At 64.2% G+C, this 19,739-nt stretch carries 13 protein-coding genes, 1 tRNA gene and 1 pseudogene; 4 read left to right on the top strand and 11 right to left on the bottom strand.

Going from position 1 to position 19,739, the window contains the following annotated elements; translation table 11 throughout:
- Positions 1-173: 173 nt before the first annotated feature.
- Complete coding sequence (locus F8M74_RS16140) at positions 174-1,439, top strand: hypothetical protein (RefSeq protein ID WP_141255328.1); 1,266 nt, start codon at positions 174-176, stop codon at positions 1,437-1,439.
- A 23-nt stretch (positions 1,440-1,462) separates the two neighbouring features.
- Positions 1,463-2,077 carry a polysaccharide biosynthesis/export family protein gene (locus F8M74_RS16135; RefSeq protein WP_141255329.1) on the top strand — a complete coding sequence of 205 codons (615 nt, stop codon included), beginning with the start codon at positions 1,463-1,465 and terminating at the stop codon, positions 2,075-2,077.
- A 14-nt stretch (positions 2,078-2,091) separates the two neighbouring features.
- On the opposite strand, the gene F8M74_RS16130 is transcribed toward F8M74_RS16135, so the two are convergent.
- The 6 genes from F8M74_RS16130 to F8M74_RS16105 all read right to left on the bottom strand — a co-directional run bounded on the left by F8M74_RS16130 (position 2,092) and on the right by F8M74_RS16105 (position 8,430).
- Positions 2,092-2,913, bottom strand: coding sequence for an inositol monophosphatase family protein (locus tag F8M74_RS16130; RefSeq protein ID WP_141255330.1), 822 nt, complete (start codon positions 2,911-2,913; stop codon positions 2,092-2,094).
- An 11-nt stretch (positions 2,914-2,924) separates the two neighbouring features.
- Entirely contained in the window at positions 2,925-3,482 is a 558-nt protein-coding gene (locus F8M74_RS16125; RefSeq protein WP_141255331.1) for a TlpA disulfide reductase family protein, read from the bottom strand.
- 1 nt (position 3,483) lies between these two features.
- The gene (mpl, locus tag F8M74_RS16120; protein WP_141255332.1) at positions 3,484-4,956 is read right to left on the bottom strand and encodes a UDP-N-acetylmuramate:L-alanyl-gamma-D-glutamyl-meso-diaminopimelate ligase; all 1,473 of its coding nucleotides are present in this window, start codon (positions 4,954-4,956) and stop codon (positions 3,484-3,486) included.
- Positions 4,949-6,130, bottom strand: coding sequence for a serine hydrolase (locus tag F8M74_RS16115; RefSeq protein WP_141255333.1), 1,182 nt, complete (start codon positions 6,128-6,130; stop codon positions 4,949-4,951). The genes mpl and F8M74_RS16115 overlap by 8 nt, the downstream gene beginning before the upstream one ends.
- Positions 6,127-7,038: an LD-carboxypeptidase gene (locus F8M74_RS16110; protein ID WP_141255334.1), complete on the bottom strand. Its 912-nt coding sequence runs from the start codon at positions 7,036-7,038 to the stop codon at positions 6,127-6,129. Before F8M74_RS16110 ends, F8M74_RS16115 begins: the two co-directional genes overlap by 4 nt.
- Positions 7,039-7,146: 108 nt before the next feature.
- Positions 7,147-8,430 carry an RsmB/NOP family class I SAM-dependent RNA methyltransferase gene (locus tag F8M74_RS16105; protein ID WP_141255335.1) on the bottom strand — a complete coding sequence of 428 codons (1,284 nt, stop codon included), beginning with the start codon at positions 8,428-8,430 and terminating at the stop codon, positions 7,147-7,149.
- Between the two features lie 51 nt (positions 8,431-8,481).
- Here F8M74_RS16105 and F8M74_RS16100 point away from each other — a divergent pair.
- Positions 8,482-8,554, top strand: a tRNA-Asn gene (locus F8M74_RS16100).
- Positions 8,555-9,596: 1,042 nt separating this feature from the next.
- On the opposite strand, the gene tnpB is transcribed toward F8M74_RS16100, so the two are convergent.
- The 4 genes and pseudogenes from tnpB to F8M74_RS16075 form a co-directional block, all read right to left on the bottom strand.
- On the bottom strand, positions 9,597-9,800 hold the full coding sequence (gene tnpB, locus F8M74_RS16095; protein ID WP_141255336.1) for an IS66 family insertion sequence element accessory protein TnpB: 204 nt from the start codon (positions 9,798-9,800) through the stop codon (positions 9,597-9,599).
- 1,850 nt (positions 9,801-11,650) lie between these two features.
- A complete protein-coding gene (locus F8M74_RS16085) occupies positions 11,651-12,916 on the bottom strand; it encodes a hypothetical protein (protein ID WP_141255337.1) in 1,266 nt (421 codons plus the stop codon).
- A 634-nt stretch (positions 12,917-13,550) separates the two neighbouring features.
- On the bottom strand, positions 13,551-15,443 hold the full coding sequence (locus F8M74_RS16080; RefSeq protein WP_162295003.1) for an AAA family ATPase: 1,893 nt from the start codon (positions 15,441-15,443) through the stop codon (positions 13,551-13,553).
- A gap of 1,044 nt (positions 15,444-16,487) precedes the next feature.
- Positions 16,488-16,697, bottom strand: a pseudogene (locus F8M74_RS16075) (hypothetical protein); the annotation flags it as partial.
- Positions 16,698-17,074: 377 nt separating this feature from the next.
- Here F8M74_RS16075 and F8M74_RS16070 point away from each other — a divergent pair.
- The gene (locus F8M74_RS16070; RefSeq protein ID WP_162295004.1) at positions 17,075-18,094 is read left to right on the top strand and encodes an SMEK domain-containing protein; all 1,020 of its coding nucleotides are present in this window, start codon (positions 17,075-17,077) and stop codon (positions 18,092-18,094) included.
- Between the two features lie 243 nt (positions 18,095-18,337).
- On the opposite strand, the gene F8M74_RS16065 is transcribed toward F8M74_RS16070, so the two are convergent.
- Positions 18,338-19,591 (bottom strand): putative sensor domain DACNV-containing protein, encoded by a 1,254-nt coding sequence (locus F8M74_RS16065; protein ID WP_141255340.1) that lies wholly within the window; start codon positions 19,589-19,591, stop codon positions 18,338-18,340.
- Positions 19,592-19,739 lie beyond the last annotated feature (148 nt).

Here is a 19,739-nt window from a genome sequence, read left to right as displayed (position 1 = left end):
CCCGTCCCCCTACGCCCGACATCGTCCTGGTGCGCCCACCTCCCGCCAGCCCCATCCGGTAACCCCGCCAACAAACGTTCGGTCCGGCCTGACCCGCATGTTATGACGCCGCCGGCCGCAAGCACGAAAGGTGGGAGGAGATGCGCCTCACACCTGGGAAGCCCTTCTGAGCCATGAAGCAGCCCGCGACATTCTGGGGAGGACTGGGTGCACTGGCGCTGCTCGCGCTGGGCGGCACGGCCTCCGCCCAGGGCATCGCGACGCCGCCCACCGGGGGCAACGGCTTCAAGGTGGGCAACGGGCGGCTGCACCCCTACTTCGACCTGGAGACGCGGCTGGACAGCGGCGTGGGCTACTTCTCGCCCACCTCCAACGCGGAGCCCAACAGCGACCCGGTCTCGGCCAACCTGGCGAGCGACGTGGCGCTGCGCTTCCGCCCTGGCTTCCGGCTGGAGATTCCGTCGTCCACGCTGGCGTTCAACCTGGGCGCCAACCTGGACTACGTGCTGTACACGGGCCTGGTGACGAAGAACTCCAGCGCAGCCTCGCGCATGGAGGGCGCGGCGGACCTCAACGCGCGCCTCAACCCGGACGCCCCGCTGTCGCTGGAGGTGTCGAACCAGTTCGCGCGCTCGGACCGCACGCGCACCGCGGCCGTGGGCGTGGGCGTGCTCAGCCTCTTCAATGAAGCGCGCGTGAAGGCCCCGTGGCGCCCCGGCGGCGGCGCGCTGGAGCTGACGCCCAGCGTGGCCTACGCGGTGGAGTTCTTCCAGCCGCTGAGCTCGGTGAGCCCCGTTGGCTGCGCCGAAAGCGTGTGCGACCCGGCCGCCGTGGAGCGCTTCGACTACGGCAACCTGCGCGTGGGCGCGGAAGGCCGCTGGCGCTTCCTGCCGAAGACGGCGGTGGTGCTGGACACCCACCTGGACGTGCGCAGCTACTTCAACGACAGCACGCCGGGGGCCTCGCTGTTGCGCATCATGGGCGGCGTGGCGGGCCTCGTGTCCCCCAAGGTGGCCGTCACGGCCAAGGCGGGCTGGGGCCAGAACTTCGGCAGCACCGGCGGCGGCACCTTCCTGGGGCAGATGGAGGGCACCTACCTCTACAGTCCCACCCTGAGCTTCAAGGCGGGCTACCTGCGCACCCTGGAGCCCGTGGCCGCCTACGGCTTCTTCACGGACAACCGGGGCTACGGCGAGGTGCGCGCCCTCTTCGGCGGCAAGCTGACGGTGTCCGGCGGGCTCGCCGTGGACTTCCTGCGCTTCGACGGCGGCCGGAAGGACACCGTCGTCGGCGTGAATATCGGCCCGGAGTACCAGTTCTACCCGTGGCTGACGGGCGCTGCAGGCTACATGCTGGGTCGCCGCTCCTCCTCGGTGGATGGCGGCGGTCTCAACTACTCGCGGCACGAGGGGTACGCCCGCCTCTCCGTGACGTACTGAGTGAGCGTCTGTCCCTCCTGGAGATGAACAGCTTCCGCGCCGCCCTCACCGTGCTGTCCCTGCTGACGCTGCCCGCCTGCTTCGGCACGTCGCAGCGCCCGCCGCCGCCCGCTCCCACGCCCGCCGCGGAGGCGGAAGCCGCGCGCTCCAGTGGCGGCAAGCTGGGGCCCGGAGACGTCGTGGAGGTGCGCGTCTTCCAGGAGCCCGAGCACTCCGGCACCTGGCGCCTGTCCAGCGAGGGCACCATCGACTACCCGCTGTGCGGCAAGGTGCCGCTGTCGGGGACGACGCCCAGTTCGGCGGCGGACCAGCTGCGGGACTGCCTGGCGCGCTACGTGCGCCGCCCCCAGGTATCGGTGCTCATCCGCGAGTACAACTCGCAGAAGGTGTTCGTCTTCGGCGAGGTGCAGAAGCCGGGCACCTTCTCCGTGGACAACGAGATGTCCATCGTCCAGGCGATTACGCTGGCTGGCGGCTTCACCAAGCTGGCGGCGAAGAACAACACGCTGGTGACGCGCGTGGTGGACGGGCAGGAGCGCAAGATTCGCGTGCCCGTGGAGGACATCGGCGTGGGGCGGGAGAAGAACTTCATGCTCCAGCCCGGCGACATCGTCTTCGTGCCGGAGAGCTTCTTCTAGCCTTCGCCTGAACCTCAGCCGCGCGGAGGCTGTTCGCGAAGCCCGTCCACGAAGCGCTTCGCCTCGGACAGCAGCGCCGGGGCCAGCGCGGGCGCGGAGGCAATCACGTCACCGCGCAGCACGTCGAAGGGCTCGCCGGAGATGTGGCGGACGACACCGCCCGCCTCCTCCACCAACAGCGAGCCCGCGGCGATGTCCCACGGCTTCAAGCCGAACTCGAAGAAGCCGTCGAAGCGGCCCGCGGCCACGTAGGCCAGGTCCATGGCGGCGCTGCCCGTGCGGCGCATGCCCTGCGCGTGGAGGATGAGGCGGGTGAAGAGGCCCACCGGCCCCTCCGGGCGTTCGCGCACGTCGTAGGGGAAGCCCGTGCAGAGCAGCGCCCGGTCCAACGAGGACACGGTGCTGGCGCGCAGCGGACGGCCGTTGAGCGTGGCGCCCTGCCCGCGCGCGGCGGAGAACAGCTCGTCCAGCATCGGGTCATAGACGACGCCAGCCAGCACGCCGCCGGGGCCCTCCACCGCCACGCTGACGCAGAAGTGCGGCACGCGGTGCGAGTAGTTGGTGGTGCCGTCCAGCGGGTCCACCAGCCAGCGCAGGCTGTCGGTGCCCTGCGTGGCGCCGCTCTCCTCCGCGAGGATGGCGTGGTCGGGGTGGCGCTCGCGGATGAAGGCGAGCAGCGCTTCCTCGGAGGCCTTGTCCGCGTCCGTCACCAGGTCGATGCCACCCTTGAACTCGATGGTGCGCTCGCCCAGGAACCGGTCCGCGAGGATGCGGCCAGCGAGCCGGGCCCCCTCCTCGGCGGTGCGGCGCAGGCTGTCGGGCGAGTCCTGGGACATGACGCTCTCCTCTACGGGGTGGGCTCGGCGAGCAGCGCCTCGAGCTCCGTCTGGTACTTCGCGAGGAACTCCTCGGCGAAGCCTTCATGGACGTGGCGCACCATGCCCTTGCGGTCGATGAAATACGTGGTGGGCATGCCCCGCACCTTGAGGGTGCGCTCGGCCACCTGGGCGTTCTGGTCCAGGAGGATGGGCAGCGTCACGTTCGTCTCCGCCAGGAAGGCGGGGATGGCGCGCGGGTCCTCGTCGATGTTGAGCGCGTACACCTTCAGGCCCTGGGCCGCGTACTCGTTCGCGAGGTCCTGGTAGTAGGGGAGCGCGTCCTTGCAGGGCTCGCACCAGGTGGCCCACACGTCGAGCACCACCACGCTGCCCCGGTCCGAGGCGAGGTCATACGGCTCGCCGCCGGGATAGCGCTTCACCTGGAAGTCCAGCGGCTGCGAGCCCTTGAGCCCGCTGCGCTGCGAAGTCCCCTGCCCCTCTGGCCCCAGAGGCGGAATGGAGGGAGCGCTCGCACAGCCGGACAGCGCGAGCGCCCCAACGACGACGGCGAATGGCAGGCGCGGCATGTCAGGCTCCCTTCTGCGCCCGGGCCGCGAGGGCCGCGAGCACCTTGTCGATGAAACCACCAAAGGCCCCGTTGCTCATCACCAGCAGCACATCGCCGGGACGGGCCTCGCGGGCGGCCAGGTCCACCAGGGCCTGCACGTCCGTGGCGCCCTCGGCGGGGATGCCCTGGGCCTGGAGGTCGGTGACGAGCTTGCGCACGTCGAGTTCCTCGCCCACGGGCACCTTGTCGTGGCGCTCGGGCACCTTGAGGCTGGCGCGGGCCGCGCCGGGGAAGGCGTGGGCGTAGTCCTCCTGGTGGATGTTGCGGCGGCTGGTGTTGGAGCGCGGCTCGAAGATGGCCCACAGCCGCCGCTCCGGGTAGCGGTGGTGGATGGCAGCGATGGTCTCCCGCACCGCCGTCGGGTGGTGCGCGAAGTCGTCAATCACCATGACGCCGTCTGGCTCGCCGCGAATCTCCTGCCGGCGCTTCACACCGCTGAAGGTGGCCAGCCCCTGCGCGATTTCGTCGAAGGTGAGCCCCAGGCCCTGCGCCGCGGCGATGACGGCCAGCGCGTTCTCCACGTTGTGCGCGCCGCCCATGGGGAGCTGCACCGTGCCCTGCACCTCGCCGCGCGCCACCACATCGAAGCGCGCGCCATCCGGGCCGAAGGACAGGTTGCGCGGCGTGTAGTCCGCGTCCGCGCCCTCCTTCGCCACGTACGTCACCACGCGCCCCGGGCAGCCCTCGCGCGACAGCTTCACCGCGTTGGGGTAGGCGGCGCAAACGACCAACTGCCCGTCCTGGGGGATGAGCCGGACGAACTTCTCGAAGGTCGCCTCGTAGTGCGGCAAGTCGCGGAAGATGTCCGCGTGGTCGAACTCCACGCTGGTGAGGATGGCGGTGCGCGGCCGGTAGTGGAGGAACTTGGAGCCCTTGTCCCAGTACGCGGTGTCGTACTCGTCGCCCTCCACGACGAAGTGCGGCCCCTTCCCCACGCGGTAGTTGCCCGCGTAGTTCTGCGTGACGCCGCCCACGAGGAAGGACGGGTCCTTGCCCGCCGCCACCAGCACGTGGGCCATGAGCGAGGACGTCGTCGTCTTCCCGTGCGTGCCGGCCACGACGACGGAGTGCGACCGGTCGAGGAAGAGCGAGCCCAGCGCGGCGGGGAAGCTCATCTGCTTGAGGCCGCGCTCGCGCACGGCGGTGGCCTCGGGGTTCACGCGGCGGATGACATTGCCGATGATGACGAGGTCCGGCTTCGCCGCGTCCAGGTTCTCCGGACGGTACGGCGTGGCGGCGGGGATGCCCCACGTCCGGAGCATGTCGCTCATGGGCGGGTAGACATTCTCGTCGCTGCCGGTGACGTCGTAGCCGGCGGCCTTGAGCATGCCGGCGAAGGAGCCCATGCCCGTGCCCGCCACGCCCACCAGGTGGATGCGGCGCACGCTGCCGGGTTCGAGGGTGTCGAGGACGTTTCCGTTGTCGTCAGCCATGGTGTCCCTGCTTCGTTTCAGTGAGTTCGAGCGCCTCCACGACGAAGTCATGGAAGAGCGGTCGGAAATCCCGGATGCGCGTTTCCTGGCGGCCGTTGGCCACGCGGTTCGTCACCAGCGCCACCACCAGCGAGCGGCGCAGGTCCACCCAGAGGCTGGTGCCGGTGAAGCCCAGGTGCCCCACCGCGCCCGGCGGGGTGTCGCCAATGTAGTGCCCGGCGCTGGACACGCCCTCGGAGGGCGAATCGAAGCCCATGGAGCGGGTGCTGGCCTGCACCTTCGGGTCCGTGGCCAGCGCCCGGTGCCACAGCGGCCCCGGCGCGATGATGGCCCCACCCGCGCAACCGTCCAGCACGGCCTGGCCGAAGCGGGCCACGTCCACGGCGGTGCCGAAGAGGCCCGCGTGGCCGGCGACGCCGTCCATCACCCAGGCGTTGTCGTCGTCCACTTCGCCCGTGCGCGTGGGCTGGGTGGGCACGTCCTTCCACAGCGTCTCCTGCCCCGGAGCGGGCTCGCGCGGGCGGGTGGCGCCGGTGGGCGCGGGCATGGCGTCCGCGGGGAAGTCGGTGAGACGGTGGAAGCGGGCGCTGAGGCCCAGGGGCTCGGCGATGTGGCGGGAGAAGAGCGTGTCCAGCGGAGCGCCCGCGGCCCGCGAGAGGATTTCGCCCAGGAGGATGAAGCCCACGTCGCTGTAGGCGGCGCGCGTCCTGGGCTCGGCAGCGAGCGGCGTGGCGGCGGCGGCCTGGATGACCTCGTCGCGGACGCGTGCGCGCAGGGCGGAGGGACAGTCCGCGTCCAGCAACTCGGGGTGCGCGGTGAGCGCCTGCGCGAAGAAGGGCACGAAGGGCGGCAGCCCGGAGCGGTGGTAGAGCAGGTCCGCCACGGTGACGCCCGCGTCGCCCACGGGCGTGCCCGGGAAGTAGCGGGACACCAGCGTCTCCGGCCCCACCTTCCCTTCCGTCCAGAGGCGGAGGAAGAGCGAGGTGGTGCTGATGACCTTGGTGAGCGACGCCAGGTCGAAGCGCGTGTCGCCGGAGACCTTGCCCGCGACGCCGCCGAACACCTGGACGCCCCGGTGCAGCACGACGGCCTGGGCCGAGGGGAAGACGCCCAGGTCACAGGCGTCATCGAGGACCTTCTGCAGAATCGCGATGGGGTGGGTACCGCCACTCATGCCCGCACGGCTCCTTCGAGGAAGGTGAGGCGCGCGGCGTCCGCGTCCAGGCGGACCTGGGTGCCGAGCGCCACGGGGTAGTTGATGTCACCGTGGCCGATGGGGAAGCCCGCCGCGCAGGGAAGGCCCGCCTCGCGCGCGAGCTCACGGAGCACGTCGGCGCTGGAGTAGTCCGCGCCCTTCTCCTCGCAGCCGGTGAAGTCGCCCAGGACGATGCCTCGCACGCGGGAGAAGACACCCGCCAGGCGCAGGTGGGTCCACATGCGATCGATGCGGTACGGGCGCTCGGTGACGTCCTCCAGCAGCAGCACCGCGCCGTCGAGCGGCGGCATGTACGAGGTGCCGATGAGGCGCGACAGCACGGACAGGTTGCCTCCCACGAGGTGCCCCTCCGCCATGCCGGGCACGTAGGTCGCCGAGCCCGTCAGCGGGGGCGGCGCCTCGGGGGACTCGAGGAGTCGGAACAGGTACTCGCGCACCGCGGGAGGCTGCCGGCCGAGCTGCGTGAGGACGGGCCCGTGGAAGGAGACGCGCCCCAGCGCCTGGAGCGCCCCATGCACGGAGGTGAGGTCGGAGAAGCCGACGAAGGCCGCGTGCGAGGCGTCCGCGAAAGGAAGGTCCGGCAGGAGCCGGGCGCTGCCGTAGCCACCGCGGGCGCTGAAGATGGCGCGGGCGTCCCGGTCCAGCAGGGCGCGCGACAGCTCCCCGCCCCGGCGCGCGTCATCCCCCGCGAGGTAGCGGTGGGCGGCGAAGATGTCGGGGCCGTGGACGGGGCTGTAGCGCTCCGCGATGACGGCCAGGCCGGCCTCGAAACTCGGGCGGTCGAAGGGCCCGGAGGGGGCGACGACATGCACGGCGTCGCGAGGACGGAGCGGAAGGGGCTTGAGCCAGCGCACGGGGCGCTTCATAGCACCCGGGGCCCGAGGGGCACCGTGATTCGAGGCCCGGACGGGCGAAGCGTTGAGTTCCCCCGTCCGTCGGGACACGGACACTGCGACCGCCTGCCGCCCCCGCCCCTACCCTGCCGACCGCTCCAGGACCGCCGCGAAGAAGGCGTCCGTGCCATGCCGGTGGGGCGCGACGAAGAGGAATCCGTCGCGGAGACACGCGTCGGAGAGCCACCCCGCCCCGGGCCGTACGAGGCGGAAGTCCAGGCGAGAAGCCAGGAAGGCGGCGACGACGTCCTCATTCTCCGCGCGGTTGACGGTGCAGGTGGCGTAGACGAGCCGCCCGCCGGGCCGCACCAGACGGGCCCCACGCTGGAGGATGTCCTGCTGGAGCACCGGAAACCGGGTGAGCACCTCCGGCTGGATGCGGAAGCGCTGGTCGGGGCCCCGGCGCAGGGAGCCCAGCTCCGAGCACGGCGCGTCCACGAGCACCCGGTCCGCGTCCAGTCCCTCGGGAAGGCTCCGGAGCACCTGGACTCGGGTGAGGTGAGCCCGGGCGGAGCGCTGGAGGAGCCGGTCGAGCCGCTCGGGGTCCGGGTCATAGGCCAGGAGCCGCCCCGAGTCCTTCATGTCCGCGCCCAGTTGGAGCGTCTTGCCGCCCGCGCCGGCACAGAGGTCCAGCACCGTCTCCCCGGGCCGGGCCTCCACGAGGAGCCCCAGGAGCTGGCTGCCCTCGTCCTGGACTTCGAACAGGCCCTCCTGGAGGGAACGGAGCCCATAGAGGTTGGGCCGGGGACCCTCGATATGGAGCGCCAGCGGGCTCCAGGGCCCCGGGCGCGTCTCGACGCCCTCGGAGCGCAACCGCTCGGCAAGGGCCTCCCGCGAGGTGCGCAGCACGTTGGCCCGGAGGGTGATGGGCCCGGGGACGTTCAGGTGGGCGCAGAAGTCGTCGGCCTCGGGACCGAACTCCCGGGCGAAATGGTCGGCGAGCCAGTCCGGCAGGGAGGCGCGGAGTGCGAGCGTGGGGGGGAGCGCCGAAACCAACGGGGGCGGCGCCTCAGCCCCGAGCCCGGCCAGGGCGGCGGACTCCACAGCCGGGACGCCCGAGAGGCCGTGCATCAAGGCATGGAGCAGAAAGGGAGGGGCGGCATCCTCGCGGCCCAGGAGGAACCCGAGGTGGCGCCGCCAGAGCCCGACGTTGAAGACGGCCTCCTTGAGGGCCTGGCGCTGCTCTCGGGTCAGGGAGCGACGGTCACGTAGAGTACGGTCGAGCACGCGCTCAGCGGCAGAGCCGGCGAGCACCTGGGCGATGGCATCGGCCGCCACGGGGCCCAGGCCGGTGAGTGCGGACCAGGGCTGGAGGCGAAGCCGAGAGAGCGGATCAAAAGGGACTGTTGACAGAGCGGGCACCATTCTCTAGAAAGCGCCTCATCACGGCAACGCGGTTCCGCCGTGAGGACATATTCCCCGATAGCTCAGCCGGTAGAGCGGGTGACTGTTAATCACTAGGTCCGTGGTTCGAGTCCACGTCGGGGAGCTGAACGAAGGGCCCTACCAACCGGTAGGGCCCTTTTGTTTTACACGGGCCTCGCGATGAATATCGCGGGGCCTTCGTGCTTAAGCCCCTGAATCACAAGGGATTCTGGCTCGCGGTGCTGCAGAGGGCGCTCTTGGCTCTCCGCTCTGCAGAGCGAGATGCCCCCTCTCCTCCGCCGCCAATTGGGCTCTCTGGACCGCTCTTTCACCCGTTCTGGGGAGAGAGAGGCCGAGAGTGGTTAACAGGTGCTGTTAACTTTTGGGGAGGCGGTTAACAACATTCCCCTGGAGACCCGCTCTTTCCGCTCTGAATTTTCTGAGAAGGCGTCTCTCTCCGCTCTCTAGATTCGTCTCTCACTTGGTTTGCGGCTCCCGGCAAGCGCGCCGCAAGGCGGCGATGGACGCCTCAACCCCATACTACCGGTGATATCGTATGCAGCGGGCCACTGATCGCGCAGCGCCAGTCCACGTCGCCGCCTCTGCGCGCCCCGCGATGCCACCGGTCTAGGCATCAGTCCGCTTTCGAGAGCGTCTCGCCGAGACCTTTGAGCCTGTGGAGCACAGGCAATTGACGTTCGCAGTCGTTCGCTGTCTCCGGCTCGCGACTCCTTGTGTTGGGCCTCGGCCCGAGCCGCCGTCGAGTCCACGTCCCCTCGCAAATCAGGCGCCACCGCCGGCACCGTCTCCGCCCTACGGCCGAAGACGTGGCGCTGCAGTGCAGCAAGCTGCCACTTGCGCGCGCCTACCTCGCTACCCATGCGGCTCACCTCGGCCTTGAGGTACTCAGCCTCCTCACGCCAAGCACAGCAGTGGCCTTGAGGCAGCTCTTGAGTCACCAGGCATCAACACACCGCAGCCGCACCGCATACCGGGCCGGGCACGTCAGGTATCCGTACGCCCCGGAGGAGCCCGGGCAGGCTGGCGCCTGACTTGGGCCAAGTAGCTGCCGTCCACCAGCATCGCCAACTGCGTTGCGTCCAGGTGCACCGTCTGCGCGCCCTCGCCACCGGTGGCAGTTGGACGCGCCCCGTCTCCAGCCGATTTTAAAGCAACACGAAGCCGCCCCGGCGCCACGTCAGCACTTTGATTCTGTCCCCTTTGTGCGAGACAAAGGCGAAGAGGTGGTCCGAGTAGACGTCCTCGCCCCACGCTGCGCGCACCAGCGCCGTGAGGCCATCTATCGGCTTGCACATATCCACCGGCTGAGTCGCCAGCACCACGCGCACCGACGCAGGCGGCGAGAACACCGCCTCACCGCCTCACCGCCCCAGCGCGGCGACGGGTCTGGACGCGAACTCCACGTCGGTGCTGTCCGCGAAGCGCACCCGCGCCGATTGCCATTACCACATTGAGCTGCATCGTGCGCGGCTGCGACGCACCAGCCACCTCCACCGGCAGTAGGCGCACCGGCTCCGTCTTCCCAGCCTCCTGGCGCCGACGCCAGTACATCCACGACTGCAACGTGCTCAACCGCATGCATCTCTGGTGGGAGAACTCCTTCTGCGTCAGTCGGCTCGTCTCAAAGGCTTCCGCAACCCGCAACCATTCCGGCTTCGACATGCACGCCAGCGTCCACGGCGCCGACGCCTCACTCAACACCTCTCAGCACGTCCTTGGCCGGACGGACACAGTGCAGACGCACCCCAACTCGCGCATAGGAGAGCTGCTACCCCACGAGTGGAAGCGGCGACGTGCCGCCGACCCGGTCGAGTCGCCCCTCCAGCCCAGTCCCTGAACACCTCCCGGTGCTCGCCGAACACGGTCCTCGTCCGCCATAAAGCGTCACGGCACTACGTCCACCGGACGGTTACGAAACAACTCCACTACTTGTGAAGGATGATGAGCGACTCTCGAAGTGGAGGTTTCGCTCCGGGAGAGAGATGCCTCCAGTGTTGGCCTGAGGCCCTGAGCCCCCTGAGTACATTGACTGAAGTCAATGACCAGCGCTGGCGCGTCGCAATATCTGCGATGATCAGGTCAACTGGAATCTCGACTCCATCGTAAGCTGATGTGCTCACTACGATCCACGCTTGGCCACCTTTCCTCGTCACACGGTGACCCTCCCGAAGGATGATCTGCATGTCCTCGAAGTATGCCTGTACCATGCTCGGGATACGATGGTCCCACAAACGCTCCGACCCCACGAGCCGTTCCAACAATGGAACAAGCATTGGGGATACAATATCGCGCGGTTTCCGCCAGTTAGCCTGAACGTGAGAACGAATGGTGCGCAATCGAACCTGATAGAGTTCTTGATTGTTCTGCACAAATCCGCCCAGAAACATTTCCGGGCGGTAGACATCGGTATAATCGAAGGAGTTGAGGTACGGGGGGGACGTCACTAGGAGGTCATGGCTCTCGCTTCGGAGCCTCCGGATTAATGACCTAGCGTCTCCATGGCGTACCTTTACGGCGTTGCGAGAGAGTGGCTGGGCATTCAAGTCATCGAAGATGATGCGCGCCCGTCTCTGAAACGAAGAACGCAGGTCCTCAGAAGAATAGCCGAGAGATTCCCAATTCTGCCTGTATCGAAGACACTTGCCGTCAGGCGTAGCGTTGCAGCACTCCATTGCAGCCGCTAGTAAGGCAAGTTTAAGAGGCGCATAGGGGCCAATCCTTCGGTCCAACCTGGAATTGATCGCAGAGAAGCCGCGGGCAACGCTTCGGTTGAACAACCACCGCGAAGCACCCTCGCGCTGAGTGAAAGTCGAAAGCCCCTCCAATGGGGATCGGATTTCAAGCCGCCCTTTGCTGCACAGGCGCTCAAGCGTTCGATTGAAGCCCTTCTCTGCCCAGGCACCGACATGACACTTCGCGCCAGCCGCGAACGCTAGAAAGGGATTTACCTCAAGCCCCGTTGCCGAATGCCCCAAACGCGCGGCAGCAACAAGAGATGTCCCACTACCCGCGAACGGGTCAAGGAGTCGAAGTCGCTTGCCGTATCCGCGCATCTCTGCAAGCGCCTCCTCAACAAGTTCATCGGAGAATCCCTCTTTGAACTCGTACCATCTGTGCCGTGGCTTGCCGCGGTTGGGGGCAAAGACAGAGAGTTCTCGACCCACAAAACGATTATCAAAATTCGGCTGAATCACTTTATCTAGACTTTCTTCTTCCGCCTCTTTGGTGTTGAAGAGGCGCTGCGAAGTGCCTTCCGCATAGATGGCTTGGCTGCACTCGGCGATGAGTTCTTAGGCGCAGTTGCCGCCCGACTCTTCTTCCGCGTAGATGGCTTAACGGCACTCGGCGAGGGGCTCTTGGGCGCAGTTGCCGCCCGGATTTTCTTCCGAGTTAAAGGTTCAGGCGTGCTTGGTGAAGACACTTTCAGGGCAACTGCCGACCTGCTTGACTTCTCAGCTGATTTGCTCGGGGTGTCGCTCTTGAGAAAGACGATGTGCGGAATGGAACACTTCAGATGCCGAATCCGGTCGTCGTGGGCAGAGTTTGACGCATGTATATCAGGCTCCCGCGCGTCGTATACGACAACGTGTCCAGCCACCAGTTGCGGGTCTTTCTTAAGATAGGTGTCGACCTGAGCAAGCCCCTCATTGATCCTGGGCGGGTGCTTGTATTCAGTCGAGGCTTCGTTTCGACCTAGCCACTTAATCTCGATAACGTGACTTCCTGATGCGGTAATCACGGTAATGTCGGTTGCGTCCTGCCCTAAACCCCGAGTTTCGCCAACTACCTTAAGCGCATCATTCACATAGTTATCGAGCCACCAGAAAAGAGGCAAATGGAAGATGTGCTCCGTTCCCTTCCTGCCTGCCAAAAGAACTCTGTTCTTCTTGTCCGCCCAGTATTCCACTCCCCGCTCATAAGATATGCTGTTCTCCACATGATCTTTGAGGATTTTGTCAAAGTCTCCAATGGGGCGGTTCCAAAGCGCAGACAAGCGGCGATTGTTCTCATCTGGGGGTTGCCAAACAGCAACCAGGACCCCCTGAACTACAATCCGTGAGTACCCCCCCACTGCCGTCAGCACCTCGACGATACCTTGTTGCTCCGAACGTTGCGTAACGTCGAGCTCGGAGACGGATGCCGTTTCGACCTGAACCAATCTCAGCTTAAGGTCCACTGTAAATCTATTTAGCTTCAGGGCCAAGGATGCCGCAATCGTTGCGCTAGTTAGGGTGGCCGAACCGGTCCCCGTCGGAAGCAGTGCAACGGAGTAATCACCCTTCGCGATTCCTCGCGTATCTTCTGTGTGCTTTCGCAGGAGGGCAAAAAACTCCTGAGTAATGTCGAAGTCCAGGCCAAGGCGGCTTCCCACCTTGGTCCCCAGTTCTCCTAGCACTGACTTCAGAACTTGCTGTTGGTCAATTGTGAGGCTCAAGCTCAGCTCCCTTCGGAGTTGAAGTTCCACGTCTTGAGTAGGCATCCAAGTAGCGAAAGAAGACGTCGGCAATAGCATCTTCGCTGACTCGAAAGTCAGACCAACCGGCCTCAAGAGCCTCGCAGATTACGCTAACAAGCTCGCGAGTAGATGCGTCGAAGGCAGTCGCAGGGGAAAGCTCCTGACCGTATCCAACTGAGGCGCGTTCGACAAACGTAGGCTCTGCGTAAACTAGTTCGCGAAGCCGCGTCCACCCAATCCGCTCAACTCGTCGAGCGATAGCATCCCCAGCGCGAAACCTCCGACTCAACAATTCTGTTTGGCGAAGAGAGTCAACCCAATAGTTACCGTCACCCGTGAGACGATATCGGGCCATCACACCTCCGCCACCATGACGCTTAACTGCTTCAATTCTGACCAGCCCCCGAAAGGAAAGACTGTCAACCGCGTCTTGAATGGCCCAATCATATGGACCATGCAGATAAGTGCGGTGCCCCTCCGAGGGAGCCAATGTTTCAAAGACCCCACCCAGGGCGTCAAGCAGGTAAATGTACTTTTGTAACTGGAGCTTACCCAGCGGCTGATTGAACACGCCAGCTGAGGCAAGTGCTACGCCGACATCGCGCATTCGCAGCGCAATCCGAACTGCTCTCATAAAGCAACCTCAGATTTTCGGGGAGTGTTTCCGCAAGTCGTTGACCGCAGCCTCGTGGACTTTGCTGAGACGCCCATAATCCAGCAGATTCAGCACTCGCTGTTGAATTTGTTCCCGCTTAATGCCGCTCAGGAGATGATGATACAGGCCTTGCTCTTGGATATTTGCCGTAAGCACAACTGAGTGACGCTCTTTGGCAAACGCGGTAAACATAGTTGCCACATTCTTGACGTAGCTCATATCCAGGGCATTCTCCGGCGTCTCGCACAAGAAGGTTGCAGGCTCTCCAGAGAGCGTCCGGCTAAGGCTGATGAATGCCATGCGAAGCGCAATGTCGAGGAAGAACTGCTGCGCTTCAGAACAAGACTCCGGCTGATGCCGAACGACACCATGAAAACGCGGGACCAGTTGCTCAAGGCGAAACAGTCGGTCGTTATTGGGGACATCCACGAGCGAGCATTCGTATCCCAGGAATGCGGTGGCATACTCGGCATATAACTTACGCAGCTCTTCGAGACGGTCCGCTATCCCCCCCTTGAAGCGCGAGTATGATCTAGCGAGTCGATGCTGGTAGCCCTTCACCTCCGATAAAAGCAGGGCTTCAGTTTCTTGAGCAGTTACAAGCCGTTGGCGCAGCTCTGTTGGGCGCGGTCGACCCTTAACGTCACTAGTAGGCGACAGAGGTTCGATTCGCGCCGGCGATTTGAGCGCTCTGGCAGTGACTCGCAGAGACAGTCGATCCTCCTCGCGCTGGGCAAGTTGTAGCTGTCCCAGTGCGGCGCGCCTTCGCTCGTCCAGTGCACGTTGAGCGCGCAGCTTTTCGGAAAGCTGTGAGTGCAAACTCGAAAGATTCTGCCAGTCAACAGATTCCTCTGCCGTCCCGCAGACTAGACACTGGGAGTCATTGGCGTGCTTGTGTGCGAGCCGCTGCAACTCTGTGCTATGCGTCCCGCACGCGGGGCACAGCCCTCGCTCCAGCAGCTTTGCCAGCGGGAGTCGCCGCTCAGTCTCGATTTCGCCTAACGATTCCTGAACAAGAGCAACCTCCGCTGCGTCGATTTGTGCTCGAAGTTGGTCAACTTCGTTGCTTCGTTGGCCGAGGCTGCGATCAAGTTCCTGGAGCACCTGCTCTGCAGCCGCCCGCGCGCTAATTGCGCGTTCGAGCGATTCAAGCACTGCTGTTGCACTTACCTCGGATTCGTCCTGATCGTCCGTTCCAAGGACCGACTGTGGCACTTCATTGGGTCTAGGCTTAGGAGGTTCCGCCTTTTGCCCAAGCAGGCTCTGAAGCTTGCCCACCGCAACATGCGCGTGCCGTCGGCTCGAATCCACCCGCTTAAGGTTCTCCCTGCTCTTTCGGAACTGCTCCTCGCTAATCGCTTCAGGGCTAAGCAGCATCAGGAGGCGTACTTGGGCAGATGCATCCCAGGCTATCGCACGCCGGTCTTCTGCAAGGTAAAGCAACCGATGCACAACAAATGCAAAATCATCCACCGAGCTAAAGCCCGCAACTGCCAATTCATTCGCAAGCGCAGAGGCCGCTTCTGGCTTATCCGTGATCCACTCGCTTGAATCAGCAAGCTTTACGGCGGAAACGGCTGATGAGGAAAACTGCCTGCGGATCCCAATACGCCGCTGTCCTAGATAGAATTCAATCTCAACGAATGCACTTGATGCATTGTCTGGGTCAACGCGTCCGGAAAACCACTTGTGGTTCCAGCGAAAGGAGCGATCAGGCTCGAAGTGCTTTGTGATGCCGCCGCTCAGTGCGAATACAAGGGCCTGTATGGTGGTGGTTTTTCCGAGACCGTTGCCACCTAGAATGAAGTTGATACCTGACGTAACCTCTCGCTCAATGTCGCTTCTGAATACCGGTGAGGCACCGGAGACTTTGAAGGACACGAGCCTCGGAAGTAGCACCTTAGTGTTCATATCGACTTCTCTGGGGCATGGTCCCCCAAGGGCCTCCATGGGTCTGAATCGACTCAGCAGGTTCTGCTGAAGTATCCACTTGGCGGAAAGTGCAGTTCCGTACAGTCGAAGCGTGCCCTTTTTGGAATTCCCAGTAAAGAGGGGACACCGCTTGGAGCCGGTTTTTCTCATTTCACGAAAGTTCTATGCTGGTGCTCGTGCCACCAGTCGCTGCCGACCCAGCCATACATGGGAGGGCGCCCTGTCGGTGATTGAGAAACGGGTGGTGTCAGGGTCGACTGAACGGATCGCAGCCGCAGAGTGCTCAGGCCTGGCCGCTGGCAGTCGGTCGCCCTACGCCCGCGCCCAGAGGGATGTTCAAGGGCGCAGAACCGTTCGGGATTCGGCGCAGCCTTCGCTTAACGCTGCTGATGATTCGCGAGAGATACGACCGGGTCCCCCATGACTGCTTAGCACGCGCCGCCCGTCGGCGTTTTTGCGCCTTTCGATATGCCTCAAGCTCGAAAATGTGCGACGACTACATGAATCCGTCCAATGCCTTTCCTGGAGCATCGGGAAGAGGTGCCGACAAGCCGGTGTGCCCCTCCATCTGCTGCGTCAGAGATGCGCATGACAACGCCCTGTACGAACCCTTGACATCCAGATTGGATAGAAGAAAGGCAAGGAACAGCGTGGCTCAAGAGTGCGTAAGCCCGAGCTTGCGACACGGTCGGCAACGGCGCCTCGGACGATGGCGCCCCGCGGGCGGTGCTTAGTGGTGAGCATCAAGGCAACCCACCGCCATCGCGGACTCTCGGTAAACTCGATGCACAAGCTACTAAGCCTTAACAGAATGCCGTAAATACCTAACGGCCAGACAGCGGCGTGTTCTTCGTGCTTCCTCTGCCGCGCCCAAACGTCGGCACCGACCTCTCCAGTTCCTCTTCGTAGGCGCCACACTCCTCGTTCACACAAACTGCCGCAACCTGCGCGCCAGCCGCCACTGCCTAGCGCGCAAAGAGCGGCAGCACCAAGTCAGGGCCAGTACCGCTCCGCCTCCTTGAAGAACTGCGTGAGCGAATACTCCAAGAGCGATTCGCGCGACTGCATGTACCGGCGAGTTCGCAGGAAGGGCAGCCAGACGCGCATTCCAACGCGCAACTGGGGCTCCTCCATCTCCTGTCGCTGCACCCACGGACATCCCTGTCGCCGCACCAGCACCGCTCCCAGGCAGGCTCCAGTGGCCCCAGGGTAGGAGTAGTGCGGCGCGTTCGAAGGCACCGCCGAGCCTCCTGGTCCATACCACTCAGGGGTTAGGCCCGAGCGGCCAGCCGCTCCTCGACGTCTCATGGAGGGCTCGCTACTGTCCCCACGGTGAGCGGCAGCAGCGCCATGCGCGCGGGGAATGCCCAATGCCCAAGAGGGTCCAGAGCGAGCTGAATGGCTGGCCTGGGGGGTAGTGGCCGATGCTGCGAAGAAGCAGGAGGTGGAGCTGCCGCCAGAGCCGGGGCAGAATCCACCGCGTCCTGCTCCAAGGGGAAAGCGCCCAATATACTCACTCACCAGGAACGCCTGGCGGAGCGGCTACAGTTCAAATCGCACCAACCACACAGGAATCAGAAATGCTTACTCGAGGCCACCTCATCGGCCAGATCGTCGATGACTTGTCGGGCATTGCAACGCAGGCCAAGCAGCGGGCGCGCCTACACCTGTTCGACATCCACACGCATGTCGAAAACTTCGCCATGGAATTGCTCAATCGAGTCCTCAGCCTCGGGCTGTCCAACCTCAACGGCGAGCGTTCCAACAATCCTGGTCTTGATCTCGGAGACGCCACCAACGGATGGGCCTTCCAAGTCACCACCGACAAGTCCGGTGCCAAGGTAAAGGAGACGCTAGAGAACATCGACGATGTAGAGCGCGCGAAGTATCCGAACATCCGCATTCTGATTATCGGGGAGAAACAGGGCTCCTACACCATGAATGGTGAGCCCTATGAACGCTTCGGCTTCAAAGAAGAGATGGTCTGGGACTTCAATGACGTATGCAGCCGCATCATGACGCTTTCGATTGACGCCCTGGTGGACCTTGCCCGCTATGTATCGAGCGAGACACGTCGAGTCAAAATTGAGCTGGAGATACCCGACGAAGAAGGTCGTTTCCCTACCAGCATAGACAATCTTATTGAAGCGCTTCCGAAGCCGCAGCTCTCGGACGCCTCTAAAATGGAGGCACATTTTGCCGCCAAGAAAGAGCCGATTGATCGCAACGAAGCGAAGAACGCGATTGCCGAATTGAGTACCAAGCTCGCAGCGCTGCCTCGGCTGACGCGCGAGGTATTCAAGCTCCTCATTGAGCGCCGAGACAATGAATTATCGAGAGCCACCGAGGATTATCGGATCAGCGAACCCAAGCTGCGCCGCATCTATCATGGCGACGACCTCGACGGAGATCTGGCGCTTCTGACGGAAGCCGGCCTGATCGACATCAACGAGCCACATGATTCAGACGGCACCTATTATTACCGCATCCTTTTCCCCGGCCGAGGGAACGCTTTCCATCTGCTGTTCATCCCGTATGCAAAGGAACTGGGGCTCAACCTTCGCAAGTCGCTCGTCACTCTTGATTTCTCGGACTTCTAAATTTCGTGTCCATCGCGAAGGAGGAACCGCGTGGCCGGTGCGCTTGCGGTTCACAATTAGGGGCGTCGGCGAAAGTTGGGCGCCTAGCTTGAGCATGCCGCCAGGAGCGAGCCCGACTGAACCGGGCCCCTCCTGCGGCGATCACAACTGCTAGTACGACCTGGTCACGTGTCCCGGGTCGTACAGCGGCTCTGCTCCTGTAACTCGCCAGCGCTTCACCCGATGACGCGCAGGCGGACGACCTCAGTACTCAGGAAGCTCCACGCGCCAAAGGAGGATACGATCCTCGTGGCGTACGAGGACCTTCAGCGGCCCATCCTCGGAGGCGATGAACGCGAACCCACCACTCTGGGAAACGAAAGTGGCTGCAGCCTTGTGCCGCGCCCCATGTTGTTCGAGTGCATACGGCTTCTCGCTGACGCGCTTGCCCTCGGCGTCGGAGGCTTCAAAGATGTCCAACACCTTTCCCGTTCCGGTGCCCGTCACCATGTAGCCAGCTCCGAGGACGGCGAACTCAGGCCCCATCAGTAGCGCACCATCCGGGGCTGTGAGCCGCGCAATGTCGTCCACTGCCGCCTCGAGGTTTGCTTCGGCGACGTCCTCTTGCTGCTTCCACCGTTCGAACGGAAACTCGTTCGGGTCCTCCGCACCAAACTGCGCCTTGAACCTCTCAGTGTGGACGTCGACGTACGCTTGGGCTTGTACGGCCAGCACGTCCGCTCGAAGCAGTCGGTACTTCGGCTTCGGTGCCGCCTCGCCGTCGGGAACCGCAGGCAGAACGAGTACAGAACCGCCATGTCCTGTCGCCCGCATCCCCCGCACCAAGCGCGAGAAGACGCGCTCCCCAACGTTGTGAGGCGAGAAGAGGGAGTTCTTCATCCGCGCCAGAAACTCTGGAATTGAGCTGCGGATTGCGCGGGTCACTACCCCAGCCTCCGAGAAGACGTCCACCACGGGCGGCACGAGCAGTCCACGCTCGTAGCGCATGATGCGTCGCCCCTCGAAGTAGACGGACACCGCACCCGGTGCCGATGTGGAGACGACGAGCACCCTGCCGCCATTTGTTCGAGGATTGCGTCGTGCAACTCCGAAGATCCAGAGCTGGCCATCTTCGTTGCGCTGGTCGAGCACCAAGGCCGTGCGCCCGAACTCCGTAGCCCCTGCGAGTTTCACGAGGGCCTTGGGGTCGACCCGGTGCGGCTCGATCCGCATGACCGTCCAGGCCAGCTCCTGCTCCTGCTCCGGGATGGCGTCAGGCCACTCCGTGTCCGTCACTTCCTCCAACTTCTTCTTGCCTGCGACGACCACATGGAAGCGGAGGTTCTCGCCCTCCTCCGTCGCGAGACTCGCGAAGAAGACCTGGTCCACTAGCTCGCCGAGGTCCTCAAGAAGGTCGGCGTGCTCGAGCCATTCGGGCACAGAGGCTGCCAGGGCAGCGTGGAGGTGCTCCCTTGGGTATTTTGGTTTATCCATAACGTGGTGGTGTAGCCCGGACACGTCGCTTCGGCGCACCCTAGAAATGCGCCGTCACATCGACCGCGCTGACGGGCGAGAAGCGCTTGTGAGAGAAATCCTCTGCGTCCCTGGCACCCAAGCTCCATGCTGCCAGATGACCAGGTAGTACTAGGCATCCATGTCGGAATCG

It is taken from the genome of Myxococcus sp. CA023, from assembly GCF_010998615.1.
Classification (GTDB): Bacteria; Myxococcota; Myxococcia; order Myxococcales; family Myxococcaceae; genus Myxococcus.
This window is presented reverse-complemented; position numbering and strand designations above follow the sequence as displayed.

Excerpts from the sequence above, each read along its gene's own strand:
- F8M74_RS16130 (WP_141255330.1), bottom strand. The coding sequence starts at position 2,913 with ATGTCCCAGGACTCGCCCGACAGCCTGCGCCGCACCGCCGAGGAGGGG.
- mpl (WP_141255332.1), bottom strand. The coding sequence starts at position 4,956 with ATGGCTGACGACAACGGAAACGTCCTCGACACCCTCGAACCCGGCAGC.
- F8M74_RS16070 (WP_162295004.1), top strand. The coding sequence starts at position 17,075 with ATGCTTACTCGAGGCCACCTCATCGGCCAGATCGTCGATGACTTGTCG.
- F8M74_RS16135 (WP_141255329.1), top strand. The coding sequence starts at position 1,463 with ATGAACAGCTTCCGCGCCGCCCTCACCGTGCTGTCCCTGCTGACGCTG.
- F8M74_RS16115 (WP_141255333.1), bottom strand. The coding sequence starts at position 6,130 with ATGAGTGGCGGTACCCACCCCATCGCGATTCTGCAGAAGGTCCTCGAT.
- F8M74_RS16125 (WP_141255331.1), bottom strand. The coding sequence starts at position 3,482 with ATGCCGCGCCTGCCATTCGCCGTCGTCGTTGGGGCGCTCGCGCTGTCC.
- F8M74_RS16140 (WP_141255328.1), top strand. The coding sequence starts at position 174 with ATGAAGCAGCCCGCGACATTCTGGGGAGGACTGGGTGCACTGGCGCTG.
- F8M74_RS16110 (WP_141255334.1), bottom strand. The coding sequence starts at position 7,038 with ATGAAGCGCCCCGTGCGCTGGCTCAAGCCCCTTCCGCTCCGTCCTCGC.
- F8M74_RS16105 (WP_141255335.1), bottom strand. The coding sequence starts at position 8,430 with ATGGTGCCCGCTCTGTCAACAGTCCCTTTTGATCCGCTCTCTCGGCTT.